This window comes from Curtobacterium sp. S6 (assembly GCF_000710345.2).
Classification (GTDB): Bacteria; Actinomycetota; Actinomycetes; order Actinomycetales; family Micrococcaceae; genus Rothia.
Genome location: NZ_JHEL01000015.1, coordinates 342,205 through 363,168, shown reverse-complemented (window position 1 = coordinate 363,168; position 20,964 = coordinate 342,205). Strand labels below are relative to the sequence as shown.

The following is a 20,964-nucleotide window of genomic DNA, read 5'->3' as shown; positions in this document are numbered from 1 at the left end:
TTCCCATCACGAATCGTCAGGAGTCGCACTGAGATGGCCTCAGAATCTTCGGAACCACAGGGGCAGGCCCCATCTGTCACGGGCGCCCAGAACCGCAGGGGGCCGTTTCGAGCCGGTGAGCGGGTGCAGCTGACGGACGAACGTCGCCGCATGAACACGATTACCCTGGTCGACGGCGGTGAGTTCCACACTCATCGGGGTGTCCTCCTCCACGACGATCTCATTGGACAGCCCGAGGGCACCGTGATCCCCAACTCCGCGGGGTTTCACTACCAGGCTCTCAGGCCTCTGCTGAAGGATTTTGTGTTGTCCATGCCGCGCGGAGCGGCGGTGGTCTATCCCAAAGACGCCGGCCAAATCATCACCATGGCCGATATCTTCCCGGGGGCCCGAGTCATTGAGGCCGGAGTGGGATCGGGAGCACTCAGCATTTCCCTCCTCCGCGCAATCGGCGATGCGGGGCACCTCAGGTCCTTCGAGCGACGCGAAGAATTCGCGGATATCGCCGCCGGAAACGTCGAGACGATGTTCGGCGGTCCCCACCCCGCGTGGGAGCTCACCCTGGGCGACCTGGCGGAGCAGCTGGGGGAGTACGAAGCGCCCGGATCGGTGGACCGCGCCGTCTTGGACATGTTGGCCCCCTGGGAGTGTGTCTCCGCGGTGGGCACCGCGCTCGTACCGGGCGGCGTCGTGATGTGTTACGTCGCCACGGTGACCCAGCTTTCGCGCGTCGCCGAGGCGATCCGCGCGGACGGTCGGTTTACCGAGCCCGAATCCTTCGAGACCATGGTCCGGGGTTGGCACGTTGAAGGCCTCGCGGTCCGTCCCGACCACCGCATGGTTGCCCACACGGGATTCCTCATCTCGGCGCGACGCCTCGCCGACGGGGCCCAACGTTTGGCACCGAAGCGCCGCGCCTCGAAGACGGACTTCACGGAAGAGGATATGAACGCGTGGACCCCTACGGCCCTGGGGGAACGGAACGTGTCCGATCGAAAGTTGCGCCGCGCGGGGCGAGACGCTCAGCGTCAGGCGGAGAACGCGGCTCGCCACGGACACGATGCGGACAGTAGTGGAGAGTAGTACTCCTGCGGTGAGACCATAGAATCATGGCCGAAACTGAACCGACGATTAATTCGCGCGACCACGAGATGACCCTGAGGCAGCTCAACGTCTTGCGCGACCAACGTCTCAACCTCAACAAGCAGTTGAAGGAATCGACGTTACGCAACGACAAGTTGGTCCGCGCGTTGGAGAGCGCGCGCAGCGATATCCAACGACTCAAACAGGCCATCGCCCAAGACCTCGAAGCGCCCATGAACCAAGCCCAAGTGGTTCAGGTCAATCGCAGGAACTTGTCCTCGGCGTCGCTGAGCGACGATGTCTCTCCGCTGGTTGCCACGCAGGCCAGCTTGGACGTCGTGATGGGCGGCCGACGGGTGCGCGTTCCGGTGAGCCCGATCCTCGATGTGGACGAGGTTAAGGTCGGCATGACGGTCCTCCTCACCGAAACCGTGGGCGCCTGCGCCTGCATCGGGTATCGGGCAACGGGCGAAATCGCCAGCGTGCGGGAGCTTCTCGGCCGGGACCGACTCGTCCTGGGCACCGGTTCGAACACCCAAGTCGTGGTCCTCCGCTCTGGGCACCTCGAAGACGTCGACGTCAAGATCGGGGACGCCGTTTCCTACGATTCGGCGAGCGGGATAGCGCTGTCGGTCGTTCCCAAGACCGATGCCGAGGAACTGGTGCTCGAGGACACCCCCGACGTCTCCTATGAAGACGTCGGCGGCCTGACGGCCCAGATCGAACAGATTCGCGACGCGGTGGAGCTTCCCTTCCTGCATCCCGACCTGTATCGAGAACACGATCTGAAGCCTCCGAAGGGAATCCTTCTCTACGGGCCTCCCGGAAACGGTAAGACCCTGATCGCGAAGGCGGTGGCCAAATCGCTCGCCGATCGGATGACCGGACAGTCGAACGACGGGTCGTTGCGCGGATACTTCCTGAACATCAAGGGTCCCGAGCTGCTGGACAAGTTCGTGGGGGAGACGGAACGTCAGATTCGTGCGATCTTCGCCCGGGCACGGGACAAGGCCACCGCGGGCAATCCGGTCGTGATCTTCTTCGATGAGATGGAGTCCCTCTTCCGGACCCGGGGCGCCGGAAAGTCTTCCGACGTGGAAACCACGATCGTGCCTCAGCTGCTCGCCGAAATCGACGGGGTCGAATCCTTGGATAACGTGATCGTTATCGGGGCCACTAACCGAGAAGACATGATTGATCCCGCCGTTCTTCGCCCGGGTCGCCTGGACGTCAAGGTGCGCATCGATCGCCCGGATCTGCAAGGAACCGAGGAGATTTTTGGGCTGTACGTCCACAGCGGGCTTCCGCTGCGCGAGGAGGACATCGAACGACACCACGGGGATCGCGAGACGGTCGTCGCCGCGATGATCCGCTCGGTGGTCGAGGACATCTTCACGAGGGACGAGTCTCACCGTTATCTCGACGCCGTCCTGGTCGACGGTCGGAGAATCCAGGCGTATTGGTCTGACTTCCTGTCGGGCGCCCTGATCCACAACATCGTGGACCGGGCCAAGAAATTGGCCATTAAGGCGTATCTTGACGACGGGGCCAGGGGCATGACCCTGGAGCATTTGCGCGACAGCGCCCGAACGGAATTCCTGCAGCAGAGGGATTCCGCCTCCCGAGGCGATGTCGAGGACTGGCTCGGGCGCATCGGTCACTCCGTTCCGCTCTCGGGGATCGAGATCCCCTCCGCGAGCCGTGATCTCGGCCACGATGCACGGGAGACCTTATGATTTTCGAGCGCATCATGGGGACCGAAACCGAGTTCGGCGTCATCTGTCCCGAGAAACCCTCCGCGAACGAGTCGGTGCTTTCGACGTTGGTCGTCGACAGCTATCCGCACGCGGCCGCAGAGGCCGGATGGGACTACGAATCGGAATCCCCCCTCGACGACGCGCGCGGCTTCAACATGGGCCTCTCCGAGGCCCACCCGAGCCAGCTAACCCACCAAGGTCACGTCCTGACCAGTGAAGACATCGCACGCGAGGCTTTTGAAGACACCCCGGGCATGTTGAACCGGTCGTTCTGGGACCGGGCCGTCATGAACCGGGTGCTTCCAAATGGTGCCCGACTGTACGTCGACCACGCGCATCCTGAATATTCCGCACCGGAGACCACGAATCCCTGGGACGCGATCGCGTGGGATCTCGCCGGTGACCGTGTCGCCGCGGCCGCCGCCTCATCGGTTCAGGGCCGTTACGGAGACTCCTGGCCCGAGGCCATATACCTCTACAAAAACAACACCGACAACAAGTCGGTCTCCTACGGGGCCCACGAGAACTACCTTGTGCCGCGTTCGGTCAACTTTCGTCACTTGGCACGCCACCTCATGCCGTATCTCGCGACCCGGCAGGTCATCACCGGGGCGGGTCGCGCGGGAATCGGTGCGGTGGACGTCCGCCCTGGTTTTCAGATCAGCCAGCGAGCGGACTTCTTTGAACGGGAAATCGGTTTGGAAACGACGATACGTCGGCCCATCGTGAATACTCGCGATGAGCCGCATGCCGATCCAGATCGCTTCCGACGCCTGCACGTGATCACGGGGGACTCGAACCTCTCCCACACGTCGAATCTGCTGAAACTGGCGAGCGCTGCCGCGGTCCTGACCCTTATCGAGCACGACGCCGTCCCCGATATCCAGCTCGCCGATCCCGTGCAGGCGATGCGGCGCACCAGCCACGACCTGGGTCTCCAGGAATTGCTAGAGCTCAAAGACGGGCGCCGGATGACCGCGCTGGAGATCCAGCGTGCCTATGCCGAGGCCGCCCTGGACCTGGCCGACCGGAAGGGATGGCGCGACGAGCCGTCCGAGAAGATCTTCCGCATCTGGTTCGAGGTGCTCGACGGTTTGCAGAAGGATGTTCTGTCGATGGCCGACCGGCTCGATTGGGTGGCCAAACTGGCCTTGATCCGGCAGTACCAGGATCGAGACGTTGACATCGCGAGCCCCAAGATCCAGGCGCTCGACCTGCAATACGCGGACTTAAGGCCGTCGAAGAGCCTGTATAGCAAGCTGGTTTCCCTCGGAAGAATGAAGACGTTGATCCCACAGGATCGCATCGATGCCGCCGCGGTTGAGCCACCGGCCGATACGCGCGCCTTTCTTCGGGGAAAGCTCCTGGGGAGATGGCCTCACCAGATCCAGTCGGCGGGGTGGGACGTGTTGACGGTTGCTGACCCGCACACCGATCGGAGACACCGGTGGCTCATGGATGACCCAGAGCGCTGGACCCGGTCCGAAACGGATCGGGTGATCGCCTCGAGCCAGAGCGCCCATCAGGCTTTATCGAAGCTTGGGCTCCGTAAGATTCAGTGACGAGGAAAGGACTATTTCGACATGGCACAATTTCGCGAATCTTCGCAACAATCGTCCCAGGACAATACCCAGGAGCAGGACCAGAGCCTGATCCAGGGCACTAGTCACGGCGACCAAGATCTGGTCAGCGAGACCGATAGCATCCTGGATGAAATCGACAGCGTCCTCGAGGAAAACGCCGAGGACTACGTCCGTGGGTTCGTTCAGAAGGGCGGCCAGTAGGCCGCATGAAGAACAGAATTTTCGGCATAGAAACCGAATTCGGCATTCGGTACTCGATGTCCGGGATGGGTCACCTGGGGCCGGAAGAGGCCGCCCGGAAGCTTTTCCGTCCGGTGGTGGATTGGGGGAGATCCTCCAACGTCTTCCTCGACAACGGGGCCCGTCTGTACCTGGATGTGGGCTCCCACCCCGAGTACGCGACCGCCGAATGCGCCGACCTCACCGACCTCGTGAGGCAGGACAAGGCCGGGGAACGACTCTTCGAGCGTCTGGCATTGCACGCGGAGGAGTCCCTCGCATCGCAAGACATGGCCGGGCGTCTGCACCTTTTCAAAAATAATGTGGATTCCGCCGGCCATTCATTCGGGTCTCATGAGAATTACTTGCTCTCGCGCAAGGCCGAATTTTCCCGACTCGTCCGGTTCCTCGTTCCCTTCCTCGTGAGCCGCCAACTCGTGGTTGGCGCGGGGCGAGTCCATCCCTCGGGGCCGCCCGAGGCTCAGGGTTCTCCCGGATCGGGGGAAGCCTCCTATTCTTTCTCTCAGCGAGCAGATTACGTGTGGGAGGCCTCGTCGTCGGCGACCACGCGGTCTCGGCCTCTGATCAACACCCGTGACGAGCCGCACGCCGATGCGTCTCAATACCGTCGATTGCACGTCATCGTCGGCGACTCCAACATGTCGGAGACGACCACGCTGCTTCGGCTGGGAATGACCGACATCATCCTTCAGATGATCGAGGAGCATTCGGAACTGGACGATTTGGAGCTGTCCAATACCGGCCAGGCGCTCCGGAGCCTCTCGCACGACCTCACGGGGCGGGCCACCGTCGAGCTCAAGGACGGCAGGCTCATGTCCGGCCTGGACCTTCAGCGCTACTACCTTGCGGCGGCGAAACATTTCGTGGCCGAGCACGGCCCACGACGCGACGAGACCGGATATATTCTGGACCTTTGGGAACGCACGCTGGAAGCTATCGAGCGCCAAGACACCTCGGGCATCGATACCGAAATCGACTGGGCCATCAAGAAGAAGATCCTCGATAGCAGTGCGGCCAAACGCGGGGTGGATTATTCCGACCCGAAGATCGCGCAATTGGACTTGGCGTATCACGATATCAACCGTTCACGAGGCATTTATTACCTGCTCGAGCGCAAGGGCCAGGTTCGTCGGTGGGTCGATGAAAACACCGTTGCCCAAGCGGAGACCAAGCCCCCGGAGACCCGGGCTCAACTGCGAGGACGCTTCATCGCGGCCGCGCAGCATGGCGGATTCGACTACACCGTGGATTGGGTGCACTACAAAATCAATCAGATGCCGTCCATGTCCCACGTCTGTCAGGATCCCTTCGCGACGACGGACGAACAGGTCGAACGTTCCATCCAGCTCATGCAGGAAGCCACCCGCGACCGCGCCCATCCGATGCCGCCGCTGATCTAACACGTCCAGGACATTCCCTGCCGATTCATCTAGAGTCGGCGCCGTGCCCCGGACACGACCACACGCCAATCTCAGCCACCACAGTGAGGAAAATACTCAGTGCGTAGATCCCTGAAAATCTCGGCCGCTACCGTCGCCCTGGCGCTTGCCTTGGCAGGTTGCAGCAACAGCCATGGCCTCGACTCGATCGACTACAAGGATCAAGGCGCGGATAAGGCCCCGTCCATCTCCTTCGAGACTCCGCTGACCGTCAAAGACGATTCGACGCGCGAGCTCAAGGACGGCGACGGCGAAAAGGTCGGCAAGGGCGACACCATCCTCGTCAACGCCGCCGTCTTCAACGGCGCGGACCAGAAGAGCCAGGGGGATACGTATTCGGGAGCCCCCATTCCGATCACGATCAATGACGATCTCAAGGAGAAGCTTCCGAAGGTCTATGACGTTCTGAAGGACACCAAGGTTGGCGCCACTTTCGCCTATGCCAAGAAGCCGCAGGATGATTCCAGCGGTGGACAGTCGGGTGGGTCTGACGCCAGCGCGGTGGAGATCTACAGCGTGTCCAAGAAGCTCAAGAAGTCCGCGGAAGGAGACCCCGTACCCGCTCAGGAGGGGTTGCCCTCGGTCACGATGAAGGACAGCGGCCCGGAGATCTCCATTCCCCAGGGGCAGCCCGATCCGACCACGTTGACCTCCCAGAACCTGATCAATGGAAAGGGCGACGAGGTCAAGGAGAGCGACCAAGTCTTCGTCAAATACTCCGGTGTGACATGGTCGGACGGTAAACAGTTCGATTCGAACTGGACCAAGGACCCGACCGGCTTCCCGCTCAACCAGGTCATCAAGGGATGGACGGAAGGGCTCAAGGGCAAAAAGGTCGGCGACCGCGTCCTCCTGGTGGTGCCCACCGATAAGGCTTACGGCACCAAGGAGTCCTTGGGCGCCAACGCCCAGCAACAGCCCGCCGGTCCATTGGTCTTCGTCGTGGACATCCTGGGGACTTCCAAGGCCGATCCGGCAGGTTCGGGGCAGTCAGCTCAGCAAGGTACCCAGCAACAGGGCGGCACTCAGTAAAGTGGCGACCTCGAGTCAGCCACACACCGCAGGAAAGGAACCCCATGTCATTTGGACAACGCAATCTTGACCGCAGCAAACCCGAGGTCGACTTCCCGGAAGGGCCGGTCCCGACGGAACTGCGAATCACCGACATCGTCGTGGGCGCCGGACGCGAAGTCTCTCCGGGCGACCAGGTTCAGTGCCACTATGTTGGCGTGACCTATGAAGACGGCGAAGAATTCGACGCCTCGTGGAACCGCGGCGAGCCGTTGGCGTTCCAGGCCGGCGTCGGTCAGGTCATCGAAGGCTGGGACCGGGGGCTGATCGGGATGAAGGTCGGCGGACGCCGGCGTCTCGAGATCCCCTCGGAGCTCGCCTACGGTGAGCGCGGGGCCGGCGGCGCGATCGGGCCCAATCAGGCTCTCGTGTTCGTGGTCGACCTCGTCGACGCCCGCTAGGAAAGGACTCGGGGCCGAGCCATCGGCCCCGCAGGTAGCCTCATGGCCGCATCCGTCCCCGAACGGCTCTTCGCCCTCTACAGTCTGTTGGTCTCCCGGGACCGGCCCATATCCAGGAGCCGGATCCGGGAGAGCATCGACGCGTATCGGCGTGCGATTTCAGAAGCGGCGTTCGAGAGAACTTTCGAACGCGACAAGTCTGCCCTCCGTCGGCTCGGAATGCGTTTGAAGACGAGCCAGGTCATGGGAGAAACGGTCTACAGCCTGGACCGCGACAAGTTGTGGCTGGCCGGGGAGCCGTTTACCCCCTCCGAGAGGCTGACTCTCGGCATCGCCGCGAGGCTCTGGTCGGACCCCGAGTACGCCCGCGACGTCGACCGCGCGGTCCGTCGGCTGGGATACCGGGATCACGCAGATTCGATGGAACCTAACGCAAAGCTGACGCCACGGCTGGTCGGTGGGGGAGAGAACCTGGATATAGTCCTCGAAGCCCTCGCGCAGGGCTACGAGGTGGAATTTTTCTACCGGGGCGCCGAATCGCTCCGATCTTCTGAGCGAAGGGTCAGGCCCTGGGGCGTGGGCCAACGCTTTGGGCATTGGTATCTCGGCGGGTGGGACGCCGACCGGGACGCATTCCGGATGTTCCGGCTTTCCAGGATAGGCCGGGTCGTGGCGAAGGAAACCTCCTTGCCCGGTGCCGATTCCGGATTCTCGATGTCCCGGGCGCTCGAGGGGGTCTCCGAGGCGCCCAACCCCCGGATTCGTTTGAGCTTTCCGACACCCGCGTGGCCCATGATCATGGATTGGGTGGAGGCCGGCGCCGGTGTCCGACGGCCGGATCCGACCGCGGAGGGATTCGGCGCGGATGATGCGGAAGGCGGAGACTTTTCCACCGCGGAGGTCGACGTTCCCGAGGTTCGCGAGCTGATTCGGTGCATCGCGGAACTCGGCGGGGCCGTTGGGCTGACGGTTCCCCGACACACGGGATTCACCGAGGCAGAGGTGCGGGACCGAGCGAAGAATCTGACCGCAAAGGCGCTGACGCGACAGACACAGGTTTCGTCTGCCTACAACTCGAACTGTGAGGTTCAACCGCCCCGCAAGGAGCGCAACCGGGAAGCGAGCGATCGGCGCTTCGTTCGCATGGTGGACTTGGCCTCCTACCTGGGATCGCACACCGGATGCACCACGGCCGAACTCGCCGAGCACCTAGGAGTCCCGCAACGGCAGGTCACGCGAGATCTACACGCGCTGGCCAACGCGGGCGACGAACTCCTGGGCAGCGCCTATTTGAGGGTCGATGCCCAGGACGATGTCGTCCACGTGGAGCTACCGCGGGACCTCGATCAACCGTTGAATCTGGCCCCGGAACAGACGCTACGACTGCTGTTAGCTCTTCAGCTCCTGGGGGAGATCAGCCCGGACCTCGACGAGGCGACCCGCGCCATCGGCCGCAAACTCGCCGATACCGCCAACCAGGCCAGGGTTGGTGCGGAGCAGCTGTCGATCCACATCGAGCCGGAGACCGCCGAGCGTCTTGCGGCCGTGCGCGAAGCCGCGAGCTCCGGCGAGTCGATAGAGATCCTGTACCGGTCACGCTCCCAGAGCACGGCCGCGTGGCGTGCGATTCGGCCCCTTGACGTCTACTCGAACGGGTCCACCTGGTACGTGACCGCCTCGGCCGCACGGTCCGGGGGCTTGCGCACGTTCCGCGTGGAATCCATCCGGAAGGTCCGAGAGCCGCAACAAGCCGACGAGGCCCCCTCCTCGACGCGCGACCACGGTGCTACCTCGGCGGGCGAAACAGCGGAGGAGCCCACGACCTATCTGTGGATCAACGGTTCCCGGCCTGAACTGTCCACGGTGGTGGGAGGATCGCTCGTCGGTTACGTGAACTTGAGGCTTCCCGACGGGGCGGCCCTCGAGGGACACATCCGCAAGATCAGGGTTCTGAGTTGGCTGAGCTTATATCGACTGATGATTCACCACGGTGGAGATCTTGCCCTGTGGCAATCGCAGACCTGGGAAGACTCGTGGCGTCAAGAACTGAGACGGCGAGGGATCGAGGCACGGCTGCGTGACCCGCGCGACGAGCAGGATCAAGGAACGCGACCGTGATGGGTGTTTATAATGGGGGCATGCCTTGGTGGTTCTGGATAGTGTTATGGACGGTCCTCGTCCTCATATCCGCGGTCGTTCTCGGTTGGTTGCTGTGGAAGGTCGCCCGGCGATTTTTCACGATGTTGGACGAGGTCGGCACACTCGGGGAAGATATGACAAACAGGTGGGAGCAGGCGTCGAGTTCCGTGGCCACGGGGATCCGTGAGGCACCGGTGCCAGGCATCCTGATTCCCATTCACCAAGCTCGCGAGGACTACCTTCGCGAACGCTCGACGCGACACGATCGTCAAGTCGCCCAGCGCATCGCGCGGCGTGACCGTCTTGGGCAGCCCCAGAATATGAGGGATCTGCTCCGAGGCGATAAGAAAGGAAATACTCATGCTCGGTAGGCTCTTCGACCACCCCCTGTACCTGGTGATCCTTCTGGTCATCATTCTCTTGCTGTTCGGAGCTCCCAAGCTTCCCGGCATGGCACGCAGCCTGGGTCAGTCCATGCGCATCTTCAAGTCTGAAGTCAAGGAAATGAAGGACGACAAGTCGGACGGCCGTGACGGTTCCAAGAAGTCACACGTCGTCAACGGCGAAGTCGTCTCTAACGGCGAGGAGAAGCCCGCCGGTTCGCACGCCCCGGGCGGAGCGACCGGTGAGCCGAACGTCCGAGATCAGGGGACGTCGCACAACTGATCGACGTTCTCGAAGAGCGGGTCCATGCCATGCGGCATGGCCCGCTTTATGCGAGATATCGCGTGTTGAGTCAAGGACGATAAGAGCTCATGGCATCAAAATATAGCCGGAAGGGTAATCCCGAGGCGCAGATGGCGTTGCGGGAACACCTCCGCGAATTCCGCAATCGCCTGATCAAGGCCGCCATCGCGACCGTCATCGGGGCCGTCGCGGGATTCTTTTTCTACAATCCCGTCATGAAGGCGATCACCGAGCCCATCGCCGAGATCGCCACGGAGCAAGGGCGCCACGCCAGCATCAATTTCAACGGCGTCGCATCGGCCTTCGACGTGATGGTTCAGGTATCGCTGGCGATCGGGTTGGTGCTCGCCTCGCCCGTGTGGCTGTATCAATTGTGGGCCTACATCATGCCGGCACTGCATAAGAAAGAGAAACTCTATGCGATGAGTTTCATCGGGGTTTCCGTTCCTCTTTTTCTCTTGGGCATTTTCATTGCCTGGTTGTGCATGCCGGCCGCCGTCTTCACCTTGACCGCGTTTACGCCCGAAGGCCAATCGAACTTCATCGAGGCCAAAACCTACATTTCCTTTGTGGTCAAGCTGATTCTTTCCTTCGGCATCTCCTTCGTGGTCCCGGTGGCTCTTGTCGGGGTCAACATGATGGGGCTGATCCGCGGTAAGACGATCCTGAAGTCATGGCGATGGGTCGTGGTCATCGTTGCGCTCCTCGCCGCCATGACGGCGCCCGGCACGGACGTGATGACCATGTTCTACCTCATGGCGCCGTTGTTGCTCCTCTTCTTCCTGGCCATCGTCATCTGCATCAATAACGACAAGCGTCGTGACAAGAAGAATGCGAAACTGGCCGAAAGTTACGGAACGGAAGCCGACCAAGCTACTCCGGATGCCCGCCTGAAGGATTTGGGAGTCGAGTCCACGAAGTAGAGCACCGGTTTGATCAAGGCCCTGTGAGGCGCGTAGCTGAATCGGCGTCCGGCCCCTCCCGGAGACCGATAGGGTGGGAGCATGCCTAGTTATGCCGACCAATACCGTGCGGCTCGGGCCCGCAATGAGCATCTGCGCTCTCCGCTTGGCACCTTCGAGTCCACTCTCAGCTTTCCCCTGGACGACTTTCAACGTGAGTCTTGCGAGGTCCTCCAACGAGGGGACGGGGTCCTTGTGGCGGCCCCAACCGGTGCCGGAAAAACGGTCGTCGGCGAATTCGCCGTGTACCTCGCCCGCGAACAAGGCAAGAAAGCGTTTTATACGACCCCCATCAAGGCGCTCTCCAACCAAAAATACCAAGACCTTTGCGCCATTTACGGCTCGGATCACGTCGGGCTCCTCACCGGAGACGTCGCGGTCAATTCCGAGGCGCCGATCATGGTGATGACCACCGAAGTCTTGCGCAACATGTTGTACGCGCAGTCGAGCACCCTGGATTCGCTGGGGTACGTCGTGATGGACGAGGTTCACTACCTGGCCGACCGTTTCAGGGGAGCGGTGTGGGAAGAGGTCATCATTCACCTCCCCGAGTCCGTGGCCGTGGTTTCCCTGTCGGCGACCATTTCCAACGCCGAGGAATTTGGCCAGTGGCTCGACACGGTGCGAGGCTCAACCACCGTGGTCGTCTCGGAACATCGGCCCGTGCCCCTCTGGCAACATGTCATGACGGGTCACCGGATCTACGATCTTTTCGCCGACAATACGACGATCTCGAAAGCCGCAGACATCGTTCGGACGGGCGGTGCGGAGAAGCTCAAGGTCAATACCGAGCTGCTGAAAGCCACCTCGAAACGGGGCGCGCCCAAACGGGGTCGGCATGGAAAGGGCCATGGGCGGTCCGGGGCTCAGCGGATGCGTCGGGCTCCCAGGCCCGTGGTCCTGCGTTCGCTGGAAGAAGAGGGCCTCCTTCCGGCCATTTATTTCATCTTTTCGCGCGCCGCGTGCGACGACGCCGTCTCGCAGTGCATCAACGCCGACGTGCGGCTGACCGATCAGCGACAGGCCCAGATCATCCGTGCTTACATTTCCGAGGCGACGGCATCCATCGATCTCAAAGACCTCCGGGTCCTCGGGTTCGACACTTGGAGGGAAGGCCTGTGTCGGGGCATCGCCTCGCATCACGCGGGCATGTTGCCCCTGTTCAAGGAGATCGTCGAACATCTATTTTCGATGGGCCTGGTCCAGGTGGTTTTCGCGACCGAGACCTTGGCGCTCGGGATTAACATGCCGGCACGGTCGGTCGTCATCGAGAAGCTCTCCAAGTTCAACGGCGAGCAACACGTCGATATTACGCCGGGGGAGTACACCCAGCTCACGGGTCGCGCCGGTCGGCGCGGTATCGACGTCGAAGGGCACGCTGTGGTCCTCTGGGACGACGGAATGGACGCGCGCCAGATCGCAGGGCTCGCCTCGCGACGCACCTACCCGCTGTATTCGAGCTTCCGGCCGACGTACAACATGTCGGTCAATCTGCTGGACCACTTCGGCTCGGACAGGGCCATGAGCATCTTGGAATCCTCCTTCGCTCAGTTCCAGGCGGACAAATCCGTGGTGAACCTCGCCTCGAAGGTACGACGCCAGGAGAAGGCGCTCGAGGGATACGAAGAGTCCATGACCTGCCACCTCGGAGATTACGTCGAATACTCAAACCTAAAGTATAGGTTGAACCAAAGCGAGAAAAAGTTTTCGAGGGACCGCAAGAGGGCCAATCGGGATGCGGTCGATTCGATGCTTCAGCTGCTGAACCCCGGCGACGTCATCGAGGTTCCTCGAGGACGAAACGCGGGATATGCCGTGGTCGTCGGAAAGCCCCAGGGTGGATTCGAGACGAGGGTTGGGGTCGTCACGCTTTCTGCACATTTGCGCGTGGTCGGGCCTTCCGATTTTGACGGTGATGTAAATGTCGTCTCGAAGGTGAAGGTTCCGAAGCATTTCACCGGCCGTACCCCTCAGGAACGGCGAGACATGTCGGCCCGAGCGACGACCGCCCTGGACGAGGGGAGGCCGCCGCGTTCCCTATCGTCCTCGAAGGTTCCGGACTTTCAGCGCCGTGACCAGGAGCGGGATGAAATAGAACGCCTTCGAAAGGCCGTGGAGTCCCACCCGTGCCACGGATGTTCGGAGCGGGAGGATCACGCCCGATGGTTCAATCGATGGGTGAAGTTGAAGAAGGAGACGGACTCTCTTCGGCACCAGATCGATTCACGCACCAATACGATTGCGCAACGCTTTGCCCACATCCTCGAGCTTCTGGCCGACTACGGGTACGTGGCTCCTGGACAGGACGGGAGACCCGAGCTTCAACGCGCAGGCGAGGCCCTGAGAAAAATCTACGGAGACCGTGACTTGCTGACGTCTCTCGCCCTGAGGGACGGATACTTTGCCGAACTTGACCCGGCGGCTCTGTGCGCGGCCATGTCTACGCTGGTCTTTTCCGGTAAGCGAGAAGAGACCGTCTTTATGCGGAAATATCCCGCGAATTTGGGAGAACGCGTCACCGAACTCCACGCGCTATGGAATGAACTGACTTCGGCGGAACGCCGCCATCGTCTGCCCGAAACGCCCGTGCCAGACGTCGGGCTCATGTGGTCCATCTATCGTTGGGCCCGCGGCGGGACACTGGCCCATTCGTTGGAGGGATCTGACTTGGTCGCCGGCGACTTCGTGCGGGCAACGAAACAGGTCATCGATGCATTAGACCAACTAGGTCACGCGGTCGAGGACGCCACGTGGCGCACCGGCTGCGAAGCGGCGATCAACCTCATCAAACGTGGTGTCATCATCCACGAGCTCGACTCGCCCTCGAACGGGGACGAAGAGAGCATCATCAGTACAGACGAGTTTCAGGAAGTATCGGAAGAAGAATGACTGCCATGATCACAGACCGCGGGCAACAGACGGTGATGTACAGAAACGGTTCCGTCTACAGTCCCGCCAATCCTTTTGCTACCGCCGTGTTAGTCCACAACGACCGTGTGGCGTGGGTAGGGGAAGAAGCCGGGGCCGATTCGCTCATCGATCCGACCATGGTGACCGTTGATCTCGACGGGTTAATCCTGGTTCCAGGCTTCGTCGGGCGCGTGGCCGAGGGCGACGAGTCCGCGGACACGGATGAGGTCTTGGCTCGTGCGGGGTACACGGCCGGCGTCGTCTTCACCGACCGGGGTGTCAGCCTTCGTTCGATCTACACCAACGATTCCCATGACTTGCCGCACGCCGTCCGCGTCGCCAGCCCCGGCGAAGAATTTGTTGGGACAGAGGACCATGGATTGCTCCTGGCCGCGTCTCTGGAGGACGAGGCCTGGATCGACATCGTCAAAGAGCAGCTCAAGCTCGGGACGGCGATCGGGCTGGTGGGGGACACCAGCATCGTGGGAGCACCGGAAACGCCGAATCCCTGGGCCTGGGCCACGAAGGCTTTGAGATTGGACAGCCAGGAGAGCATCGGCCTGCCCACCCGCGCGACGTTTACGGCTCAGACGCGCGGCCTGAAGCGGCTGTTCAGGGCAGGCGGTCCTTTCGGAGGACAGATCGTTCCGGATGCTCCCGTGGACTTCGTCGGGTGGCGTGCCGAGGCGCTCATGGTCCAGACCGCCGATTCCCGCATCGCCGCCTGGAGCACGGACCCTCGGGCCAGAACGCCTCTTCTACCCGAGTTGTCGGACACGAGCTATCCGGAGGCCAGATTAGCCCGGGTCGGTTCCCGCGAGCTGTCCTGGTCGTGACCCAGAATTCCCGAACGTCCCTCGACCGGGGCAAACGTGGGATAAAGTAGCCGCCGGTACAATTAATACGACCAACGTCATCATCGGGGATCCGCGACGTAGCGTGATCTCAGCAGGAGAATACATAGTGCGACTCAAGACCCTGACAGTGATCCCCACGTACAACGAGCTCGAAGCTCTGCCCGTGGTGATCAAGCGCCTGCGGGCGGCCCAACCCGATGTGCACGTACTCGTGGTGGACGACAACAGCCCCGACGGGACCGGCCAGCTCGCGGACCGCCTGTCGGTTCAGGACGAGCTGATTCATGTTTTGCATCGCGAGGGGAAGGGTGGCCTCGGGGCGGCCTACATCGCCGGCTTCACGTGGGGCCTGGCCCACGGGTACGACGTCTTGGTCGAGATGGATGCGGATTGCTCGCATCGCCCGGAAGAGCTCGGGGGCCTCCTCGAGGCCATCGAACACGGCGCAGACCTCGCGATCGGATCTCGCTATGTTCCCGGCGGCAAGACGGTCAATTGGCCGTGGCATCGCCAGTTCCTCTCGTGGGGCGCCAACGTCTATGCCCGGACCATGCTCGGAACCACGGTCAAAGACATCACCGCCGGATACCGGGCATTCCGCAGGGAAACCCTGGAAAAGATTGATCTCGAGACCATCGAGTCGGTCGGCTACTGCTTCCAAATCGACCTCGGCTGGAGGACCCAGCTGCAGGGACTGACCATCGCCGAGGTGCCGATCACCTTCGTCGAACGCGAAGTCGGGGACTCCAAGATGGATTCCGGGGTCATCGTGGAATCCATGACCAAGGTCGCTCAGTGGGGGCTCAGCGCACGCGCCAAGACACTGAAGAATAAGTTGGCGGCCCGAAAGTAACGTTGGGGGCAGTTCCCACCGTAGAAATGACATCGGGACGGCACCCCGCATGGGGTGCCGTCCCGATGTCATGGCGGCCGCGGCGAAGTATTCGCCGTGACCGGGTCGCGTAACGGCCTTATTTTTCCGGTGTCGCCAGGTCTAGGCGGTCACGGTAGTATTCGATGCGCTTCTGCAGAGTCTCTTCGAGCTCTTCCATGGAACGGCGCTCCAGCAACATATCCCAGTGGGTGCGGATCGGCTTCTCGTTACCCGCGTCCGGCTTCGAACCGTCGACGAGGAATGCCTGCTTGCCCGTTTTCGCGGACCAGGTGGCGGGGATGTCCGCTTCGGCGGCGAAGGTGACGAAAACCTGTTCGCCGTCCTCGGTCCGGTACTCGACGCGCTGACGAGGCGCCGGCTCGACGCCCTGTTCCGACTCCATGGACTGCGAGCCCAAACGCATGCCTCGGAGGCTACGATCACTCATAATTAATTCCTTCCCGGGTGGACACGCAAAGACAACATCTTATATCAGCGTCGACGAGTCCCTCTTTATTCCTTCTCATGGTCTCATTGATCGTGCCGATCATCGAAATCTCTGGTGGCTGCAACGCGGCGCCGCCCATACCGCCCTCGGAAAAGGGGAGTGAGGGCGGCGCCGCGTGCTGTCAGCGACGTCGTTGACTCGCTGAGTTGCCCGGAATGCCGTACGCCGACCCGGAGGAATCTCCGCGGGAATCCTGCTGCGGATGGGCCTCGGAGCCGGAGGACGCCGGGTCATTCGCGGTTCCCGTGCTGACCGCGTCGGGGTCGATACTCGACGGCGGCATCTCGAAATCATCGGGATCAACCATGGTCTGCGTCGGATCGGCCTTGAGATCCTCTTCGGTGACCTTGAGTTCAGGGGTATCGACGATGGGTTCGTCGTCCAGCGGAACGTCGACCTCCTCGTCGGTGTCGGAAACGTTGGTAAACGGATTCATGGGGTCCACCCTGGCGCCGTCGTCTCCGAAGGCCTTGCCGATGCCGCGCAACGCGTCGCCGAGTTCCGTCGGGATGAACCACAGCTTGTTGGCATCGCCTTCGGCCAGCTTCGGCAGTGTCTGCAGATACTGGTAGCTCAACAGTTTCTGGGTCGGCTTCGCCTTGTGAATCGCGGTGAAGACCTTGTGCACGGCCTGAGCCTCACCGTCGGCCCGAAGAATCGCGGCCTTGGCATCACCCTCGGCCGACAGGATCGCCGCCTGCCGCTCGCCCTCGGCCGTGAGAATCTGCGACTGCTTTTGCCCTTCGGCCGTCAGGATGGCCGCACGACGATCACGTTCCGCACGCATCTGCTTCTCCATCGAATCCTGGATGGAAACCGGCGGCTGGATCTCCTTGATGTCCACGCGGGACACCCGCAGGCCCCAGCGACCGGTGGTGCTATCCAAAACTCCTCGAAGCTCGGCGTTGATCTGGTCACGGGAGGTCAACGTCTGTTCCAGGTTGAGACCGCCGACCACGTTACGCAGCGTCGCGCTCGTGAGCTCGTCGACGGCGTGGATGTAGTTGGTGATTTCATAGGTTGCTGCCCGAGAATCCGTGACCTGGAAATAGACCACCGTGTCGATTCCGACGACCAGGTTGTCCTCGGTAATCACGGACTGCGACGGGAAGGACACTACCTGTTCGCGAAGGTCGATGAGGGGGAGAACCCTGTCGATAAAAGGAACGACAAAATGCAGACCCGGGTTAAGGGTGGTCTGATATTTGCCCAATCGTTCGACGATTCCGGCCCGTGCCTGGGGGATGATGCGGACGGCCTTAAAGACCGTGATCACCACAAAAATGATGATGAGGACCAGCACGATAATGAGCGGTGCCATGGTGGGTTACCTTTCCAATGGTTCTGCTGCGGGCGTTGAGACTATTCCTGATCCGGCGTGGGATGATCACCCTCGTTCACGGCCGAGATCACGGCCGTGGCACCGTCGATGCTACGCACGATTCCTTGCTGACCAGGTGAGATATGGCCCCGATGACCCATTATCCGGGCCGACCAATGATCACCAGCCAACCGAACGAGACCGGCGTTTTCCGTGACGGTCTCCAAAACGTCGACCCGTTGACCAATCAATCGATCAACATTGCTCAGAGATTCCGGAGTGTTCCGATGAAGCTTGCGCACGATGATGGGACGAACGAGGAAGATGAGAAGGATTGCCACTATGGCGAAAACGAGGACCTGAATCGTCCAGCTGTCGACAGCAAGTGCGACGACCATCGATGCTAGGCACGCGACCGAAAGCATCAGGCAGAAGAAATCCAAAGAGAGCATTTCGACCACGCCCAAAATAATCGCCGCGATCAGCCAGACGGCAACGGGATTTTCGGCAATCCAAGCCAACATGTCGACGTCCTTTCAGGGTGTATAGATCTATCGTGCCCGAAAGTGCCTCCGAACACACGCTTTACCGCCCATCATGAACCGCCTACGTAACACCGATAATCTACATTATGTAAAGTAGTGCCTTTTTGGACCCCTCTCTTCGTGCTCACGTGGCCACCTGAGATAGATTCGCGTCATGAGTCAGACAACCCGCAACCCTCACACTCACAGCCACGCCCCCGCAACGGGATCCACTGCGGTCCTGTATGCCATCGTCGACGCCGTCCTGATCGTCGCCTTTGCGGTGATCGGTCGGCTGTCTCACGGAGAAAATGCGGCTGGATTTGCGGAAACGGCCTGGCCGTTCTTGGTTGGCGGCCTCGTCGGATGGCTCGTCATTCGCGCCTGGCGGCAACCTCAGGCCATATTCCCTAGCGGTGTCATCATTTGGGTGGCAACCGTCGTCGTCGGGATGCTCCTCCGCGCGGTCACCGGATACGGCACGCACTGGTCGTTCATCATCGTGGCGACCATCGCAACCGGCGTCTTCCTGCTGGGTTTCAGGCTCGTCATGAGGATCATCGCTCGGATCACGCGCTGAACTCGACGCGCGAGCTCTCCGGATCTCGAACACCCTGAGCCTATCACAACCTTCAACCTTAGATATAAGGTTAGGTCAAGCCTGAAGGAAGGCGATCCAGTCCGTCAAGACCTGGTGTGCCCGTCCGGAGTCGAGCGACTCTTCCGCCACGACCATGGCATCGTTGAGGCGCTCCGCCAGGGGGCGGGTGACCTCGTTCGAGGCGGCCACCAAACCCGCGGCCGCGTTGAGGACCACGGTGTCGCGAATCGGCCCCTTCTCCCCCGATATCACTCTGCGAATCACGTCGGCGTTGAATTCGGGGTCTTTGCCGGTGATGTCGGCGAGCGTGTTGGATGGCAGGTTCAGATCGGCAACCTCGATCACCGATTCCTGAATGTCCCCGTCGTAGGCTTCCCACATCTGAGTCGGCCCGATCAGGCTTAGCTCGTCCAGGTTGAGGGGCCCGGTAAACACCAGGGCGTGCTGCCCCCTGCGGGCAAAGACGTCGGCCATCAACGGAGCGATCCGCAAGCTCGAGACGCCGATCACCGAGGAATTCACGCGCGCCGGATTGGCCAGCGGGCCGAGGAAGTTGAAGACGGTCGGGACGCCCAGAGTCTTGCGGATGGGCCCGATGTAGCGCATGGCCGGGTGATAGGTATTGGCGAAGAGGAATGAGATGCCCACCTCGTCGACGGATGCTTCGACTCGATCCGCCGGGGCGTCGAGGGGCAATCCGAGCCGCTCCAGGGCATCCGCCGACCCCGTGGACGAGGACGATGCACGGTTTCCGTGCTTGACGACCTTGAGGCCGGTGCCGGCGATCACCAACGAGGCCATGGTCGAGATATTGACGGTGTTGTGCTGGTCTCCCCCGGTGCCGACGATATCGACGGCGTCGTGCGGGCCCTGATACTTCTCGGCCATGCTGAGCATCTGCTCCGACAGTCCATGCAGCTCTTCGGCTGACTCCCCCTTGGTGTGGAGCCCCACCAGGAAGGCCGCTACCTGCACCGGGTCGGCCACCCCGGTCATCATTTCCTTCATGGCCCACGCGGACTCGTCATACGTCAGGTCCTCGTGACGTTCGATCGCATTGATCAGGGACTTCCAGGTGGTCTCGCGCGCAGGAAATTGGGCATTGCTCATGGGGCAACCTTACGGGATCCGTGGCGGATTTCCCGTGCATACCTCCGGCGTCTGGAGGTCAGCTGGATGTGTCCTGGGTGAATGGGTGTGGCACTCGTCCCACCGTTACGTGAGCTTAATTCCTGTCCGACCTTAGCCGCCCCTAGATACCGCGGAAATCAGGGGGTTTTCGCGCCCAGACGTGACACGCCGAGCGGCCCAAAACCCCTCCCTGTTGGTTCGGCAGGAGTTTTACCGACATAATGTCTATGTGACAACTGCAACCCAAACTCCCAGTAAGTCGGCGCAACCGACGCTCAACCGCCCCAACATCGTGTCCGTAGGCACGGTCGTTTGGCTCGCGAGTGAGCTGATGTTCTTCGCCGGACTCTTTGCCATGTACTTCACCCTGCGCGCCACGGTGCCCGAGGTGTGGGCGGAAAACACCCACCACCTCGACGTTCCTCTCGCGCTGGCCAACACGATCGTCCTCGTCCTGAGTTCGGTCACCTGCCAGTTCGGCGTCTTCAAGGCCGAACAGCTCAAGGCCCGCCGGTCGGGATCGATCTGGCAGGTCGGACAGTGGGGAATGATCGAATGGTTCTTCCTCACGTTCTTGATGGGCGCCTTCTTCGTGAGCATCCAGTCGATGGAATACGCGACGCTCGTCTCCGAAGGCGTCTCGATCGCCGGAAGCGCGTATGGATCGGCGTTCTACATCACGACCGGTTTCCACGCTCTTCACGTGACGGCGGGACTCATCGCGTTCCTCTTCATCATTGGGCGTGCCTACGTCGCCAAGCGCTTCGGTCATTACGAAGCGACTTCGGCAATCGTGGTCTCGTACTACTGGCACTTCGTCGACGTGGTCTGGATCGTGCTGTTCCTCGTCGTCTACTTCGTCAAGTAGCCGCCGCC

20 protein-coding genes are annotated in these 20,964 nt (G+C 61.6%); 15 read left to right on the top strand and 5 right to left on the bottom strand.

All coding sequences use genetic code 11. The annotated features are described in order from the left end of the window. Positions 1–33: 33 nt before the first annotated feature. The 8 genes from CURSPS6_RS03870 to CURSPS6_RS03835 all read left to right on the top strand — a co-directional run bounded on the left by CURSPS6_RS03870 (position 34) and on the right by CURSPS6_RS03835 (position 9,692). Positions 34–1,083, top strand: coding sequence for a tRNA (adenine-N1)-methyltransferase (locus CURSPS6_RS03870; protein ID WP_035810173.1), 1,050 nt, complete (start codon positions 34–36; stop codon positions 1,081–1,083). Positions 1,084–1,109: 26 nt separating this feature from the next. Beyond that, a complete protein-coding gene (arc, locus tag CURSPS6_RS03865) occupies positions 1,110–2,819 on the top strand; it encodes a proteasome ATPase (RefSeq protein ID WP_051687603.1) in 1,710 nt (569 codons plus the stop codon). Then, positions 2,816–4,402: a depupylase/deamidase Dop gene (gene dop / locus CURSPS6_RS03860; RefSeq protein WP_035810171.1), complete on the top strand. Its 1,587-nt coding sequence runs from the start codon at positions 2,816–2,818 to the stop codon at positions 4,400–4,402. Before arc ends, dop begins: the two co-directional genes overlap by 4 nt. 21 nt (positions 4,403–4,423) lie before the next feature. Further along, on the top strand, positions 4,424–4,624 hold the full coding sequence (locus tag CURSPS6_RS03855) for a ubiquitin-like protein Pup (RefSeq protein WP_030014270.1): 201 nt from the start codon (positions 4,424–4,426) through the stop codon (positions 4,622–4,624). A 5-nt stretch (positions 4,625–4,629) separates the two neighbouring features. After that, positions 4,630–6,063, top strand: a complete 1,434-nt coding sequence (pafA, locus tag CURSPS6_RS03850) for a Pup--protein ligase (protein WP_030014269.1) — start codon at positions 4,630–4,632, stop codon at positions 6,061–6,063. Between the two features lie 99 nt (positions 6,064–6,162). After that, positions 6,163–7,134: an FKBP-type peptidyl-prolyl cis-trans isomerase gene (locus tag CURSPS6_RS03845; protein ID WP_030014268.1), complete on the top strand. Its 972-nt coding sequence runs from the start codon at positions 6,163–6,165 to the stop codon at positions 7,132–7,134. A gap of 44 nt (positions 7,135–7,178) precedes the next feature. Next, positions 7,179–7,574: an FKBP-type peptidyl-prolyl cis-trans isomerase gene (locus CURSPS6_RS03840; protein ID WP_030014266.1), complete on the top strand. Its 396-nt coding sequence runs from the start codon at positions 7,179–7,181 to the stop codon at positions 7,572–7,574. A gap of 42 nt (positions 7,575–7,616) precedes the next feature. After that, entirely contained in the window at positions 7,617–9,692 is a 2,076-nt protein-coding gene (locus tag CURSPS6_RS03835; RefSeq protein WP_030014265.1) for a helix-turn-helix transcriptional regulator, read from the top strand. A 44-nt stretch (positions 9,693–9,736) separates the two neighbouring features. On the opposite strand, the gene CURSPS6_RS12485 is transcribed toward CURSPS6_RS03835, so the two are convergent. Beyond that, positions 9,737–10,075: a hypothetical protein gene (locus tag CURSPS6_RS12485; protein ID WP_152978048.1), complete on the bottom strand. Its 339-nt coding sequence runs from the start codon at positions 10,073–10,075 to the stop codon at positions 9,737–9,739. Between CURSPS6_RS12485 and tatA the strand changes: the two genes are divergently transcribed. From tatA to CURSPS6_RS03805, 5 genes are all read left to right on the top strand, one after another. Next, positions 10,074–10,379 carry a Sec-independent protein translocase subunit TatA gene (tatA, locus tag CURSPS6_RS03825; RefSeq protein WP_082470040.1) on the top strand — a complete coding sequence of 102 codons (306 nt, stop codon included), beginning with the start codon at positions 10,074–10,076 and terminating at the stop codon, positions 10,377–10,379. The genes CURSPS6_RS12485 and tatA overlap by 2 nt on opposite strands. Before the next feature lie 89 nt (positions 10,380–10,468). Continuing rightward, positions 10,469–11,323, top strand: coding sequence for a twin-arginine translocase subunit TatC (gene tatC, locus CURSPS6_RS03820; RefSeq protein ID WP_030014260.1), 855 nt, complete (start codon positions 10,469–10,471; stop codon positions 11,321–11,323). A gap of 81 nt (positions 11,324–11,404) precedes the next feature. Next, positions 11,405–14,251 carry a DEAD/DEAH box helicase gene (locus CURSPS6_RS03815; RefSeq protein ID WP_082470038.1) on the top strand — a complete coding sequence of 949 codons (2,847 nt, stop codon included), beginning with the start codon at positions 11,405–11,407 and terminating at the stop codon, positions 14,249–14,251. 5 nt (positions 14,252–14,256) lie between these two features. Continuing rightward, entirely contained in the window at positions 14,257–15,108 is an 852-nt protein-coding gene (locus CURSPS6_RS03810) for a hypothetical protein (protein WP_030014257.1), read from the top strand. 127 nt (positions 15,109–15,235) lie between these two features. Beyond that, on the top strand, positions 15,236–15,982 hold the full coding sequence (locus CURSPS6_RS03805) for a polyprenol monophosphomannose synthase (RefSeq protein ID WP_030014255.1): 747 nt from the start codon (positions 15,236–15,238) through the stop codon (positions 15,980–15,982). A 118-nt stretch (positions 15,983–16,100) separates the two neighbouring features. Here CURSPS6_RS03805 and CURSPS6_RS03800 read toward each other — a convergent pair whose 3' ends face one another. The 3 genes from CURSPS6_RS03800 to CURSPS6_RS03790 all read right to left on the bottom strand — a co-directional run bounded on the left by CURSPS6_RS03800 (position 16,101) and on the right by CURSPS6_RS03790 (position 18,356). Then, positions 16,101–16,451: an RNA polymerase-binding protein RbpA gene (locus CURSPS6_RS03800; RefSeq protein WP_030014254.1), complete on the bottom strand. Its 351-nt coding sequence runs from the start codon at positions 16,449–16,451 to the stop codon at positions 16,101–16,103. 181 nt (positions 16,452–16,632) lie between these two features. Then, on the bottom strand, positions 16,633–17,832 hold the full coding sequence (locus CURSPS6_RS03795) for an SPFH domain-containing protein (protein WP_082470036.1): 1,200 nt from the start codon (positions 17,830–17,832) through the stop codon (positions 16,633–16,635). Between the two features lie 41 nt (positions 17,833–17,873). Next, positions 17,874–18,356 (bottom strand): NfeD family protein, encoded by a 483-nt coding sequence (locus CURSPS6_RS03790; RefSeq protein ID WP_030014250.1) that lies wholly within the window; start codon positions 18,354–18,356, stop codon positions 17,874–17,876. 175 nt (positions 18,357–18,531) lie between these two features. On the opposite strand from CURSPS6_RS03790, the gene CURSPS6_RS03785 reads away from it, so the two are divergent. Beyond that, entirely contained in the window at positions 18,532–18,936 is a 405-nt protein-coding gene (locus CURSPS6_RS03785) for a DUF3054 domain-containing protein (RefSeq protein WP_051687601.1), read from the top strand. 75 nt (positions 18,937–19,011) lie between these two features. On the opposite strand, the gene trpD is transcribed toward CURSPS6_RS03785, so the two are convergent. Then, positions 19,012–20,067: an anthranilate phosphoribosyltransferase gene (gene trpD, locus CURSPS6_RS03780; RefSeq protein ID WP_030014247.1), complete on the bottom strand. Its 1,056-nt coding sequence runs from the start codon at positions 20,065–20,067 to the stop codon at positions 19,012–19,014. Between the two features lie 250 nt (positions 20,068–20,317). Here trpD and CURSPS6_RS03775 point away from each other — a divergent pair, with 250 nt between their 5' ends. Continuing rightward, entirely contained in the window at positions 20,318–20,956 is a 639-nt protein-coding gene (locus tag CURSPS6_RS03775) for a cytochrome c oxidase subunit 3 (RefSeq protein WP_030014246.1), read from the top strand. Positions 20,957–20,964 lie beyond the last annotated feature (8 nt).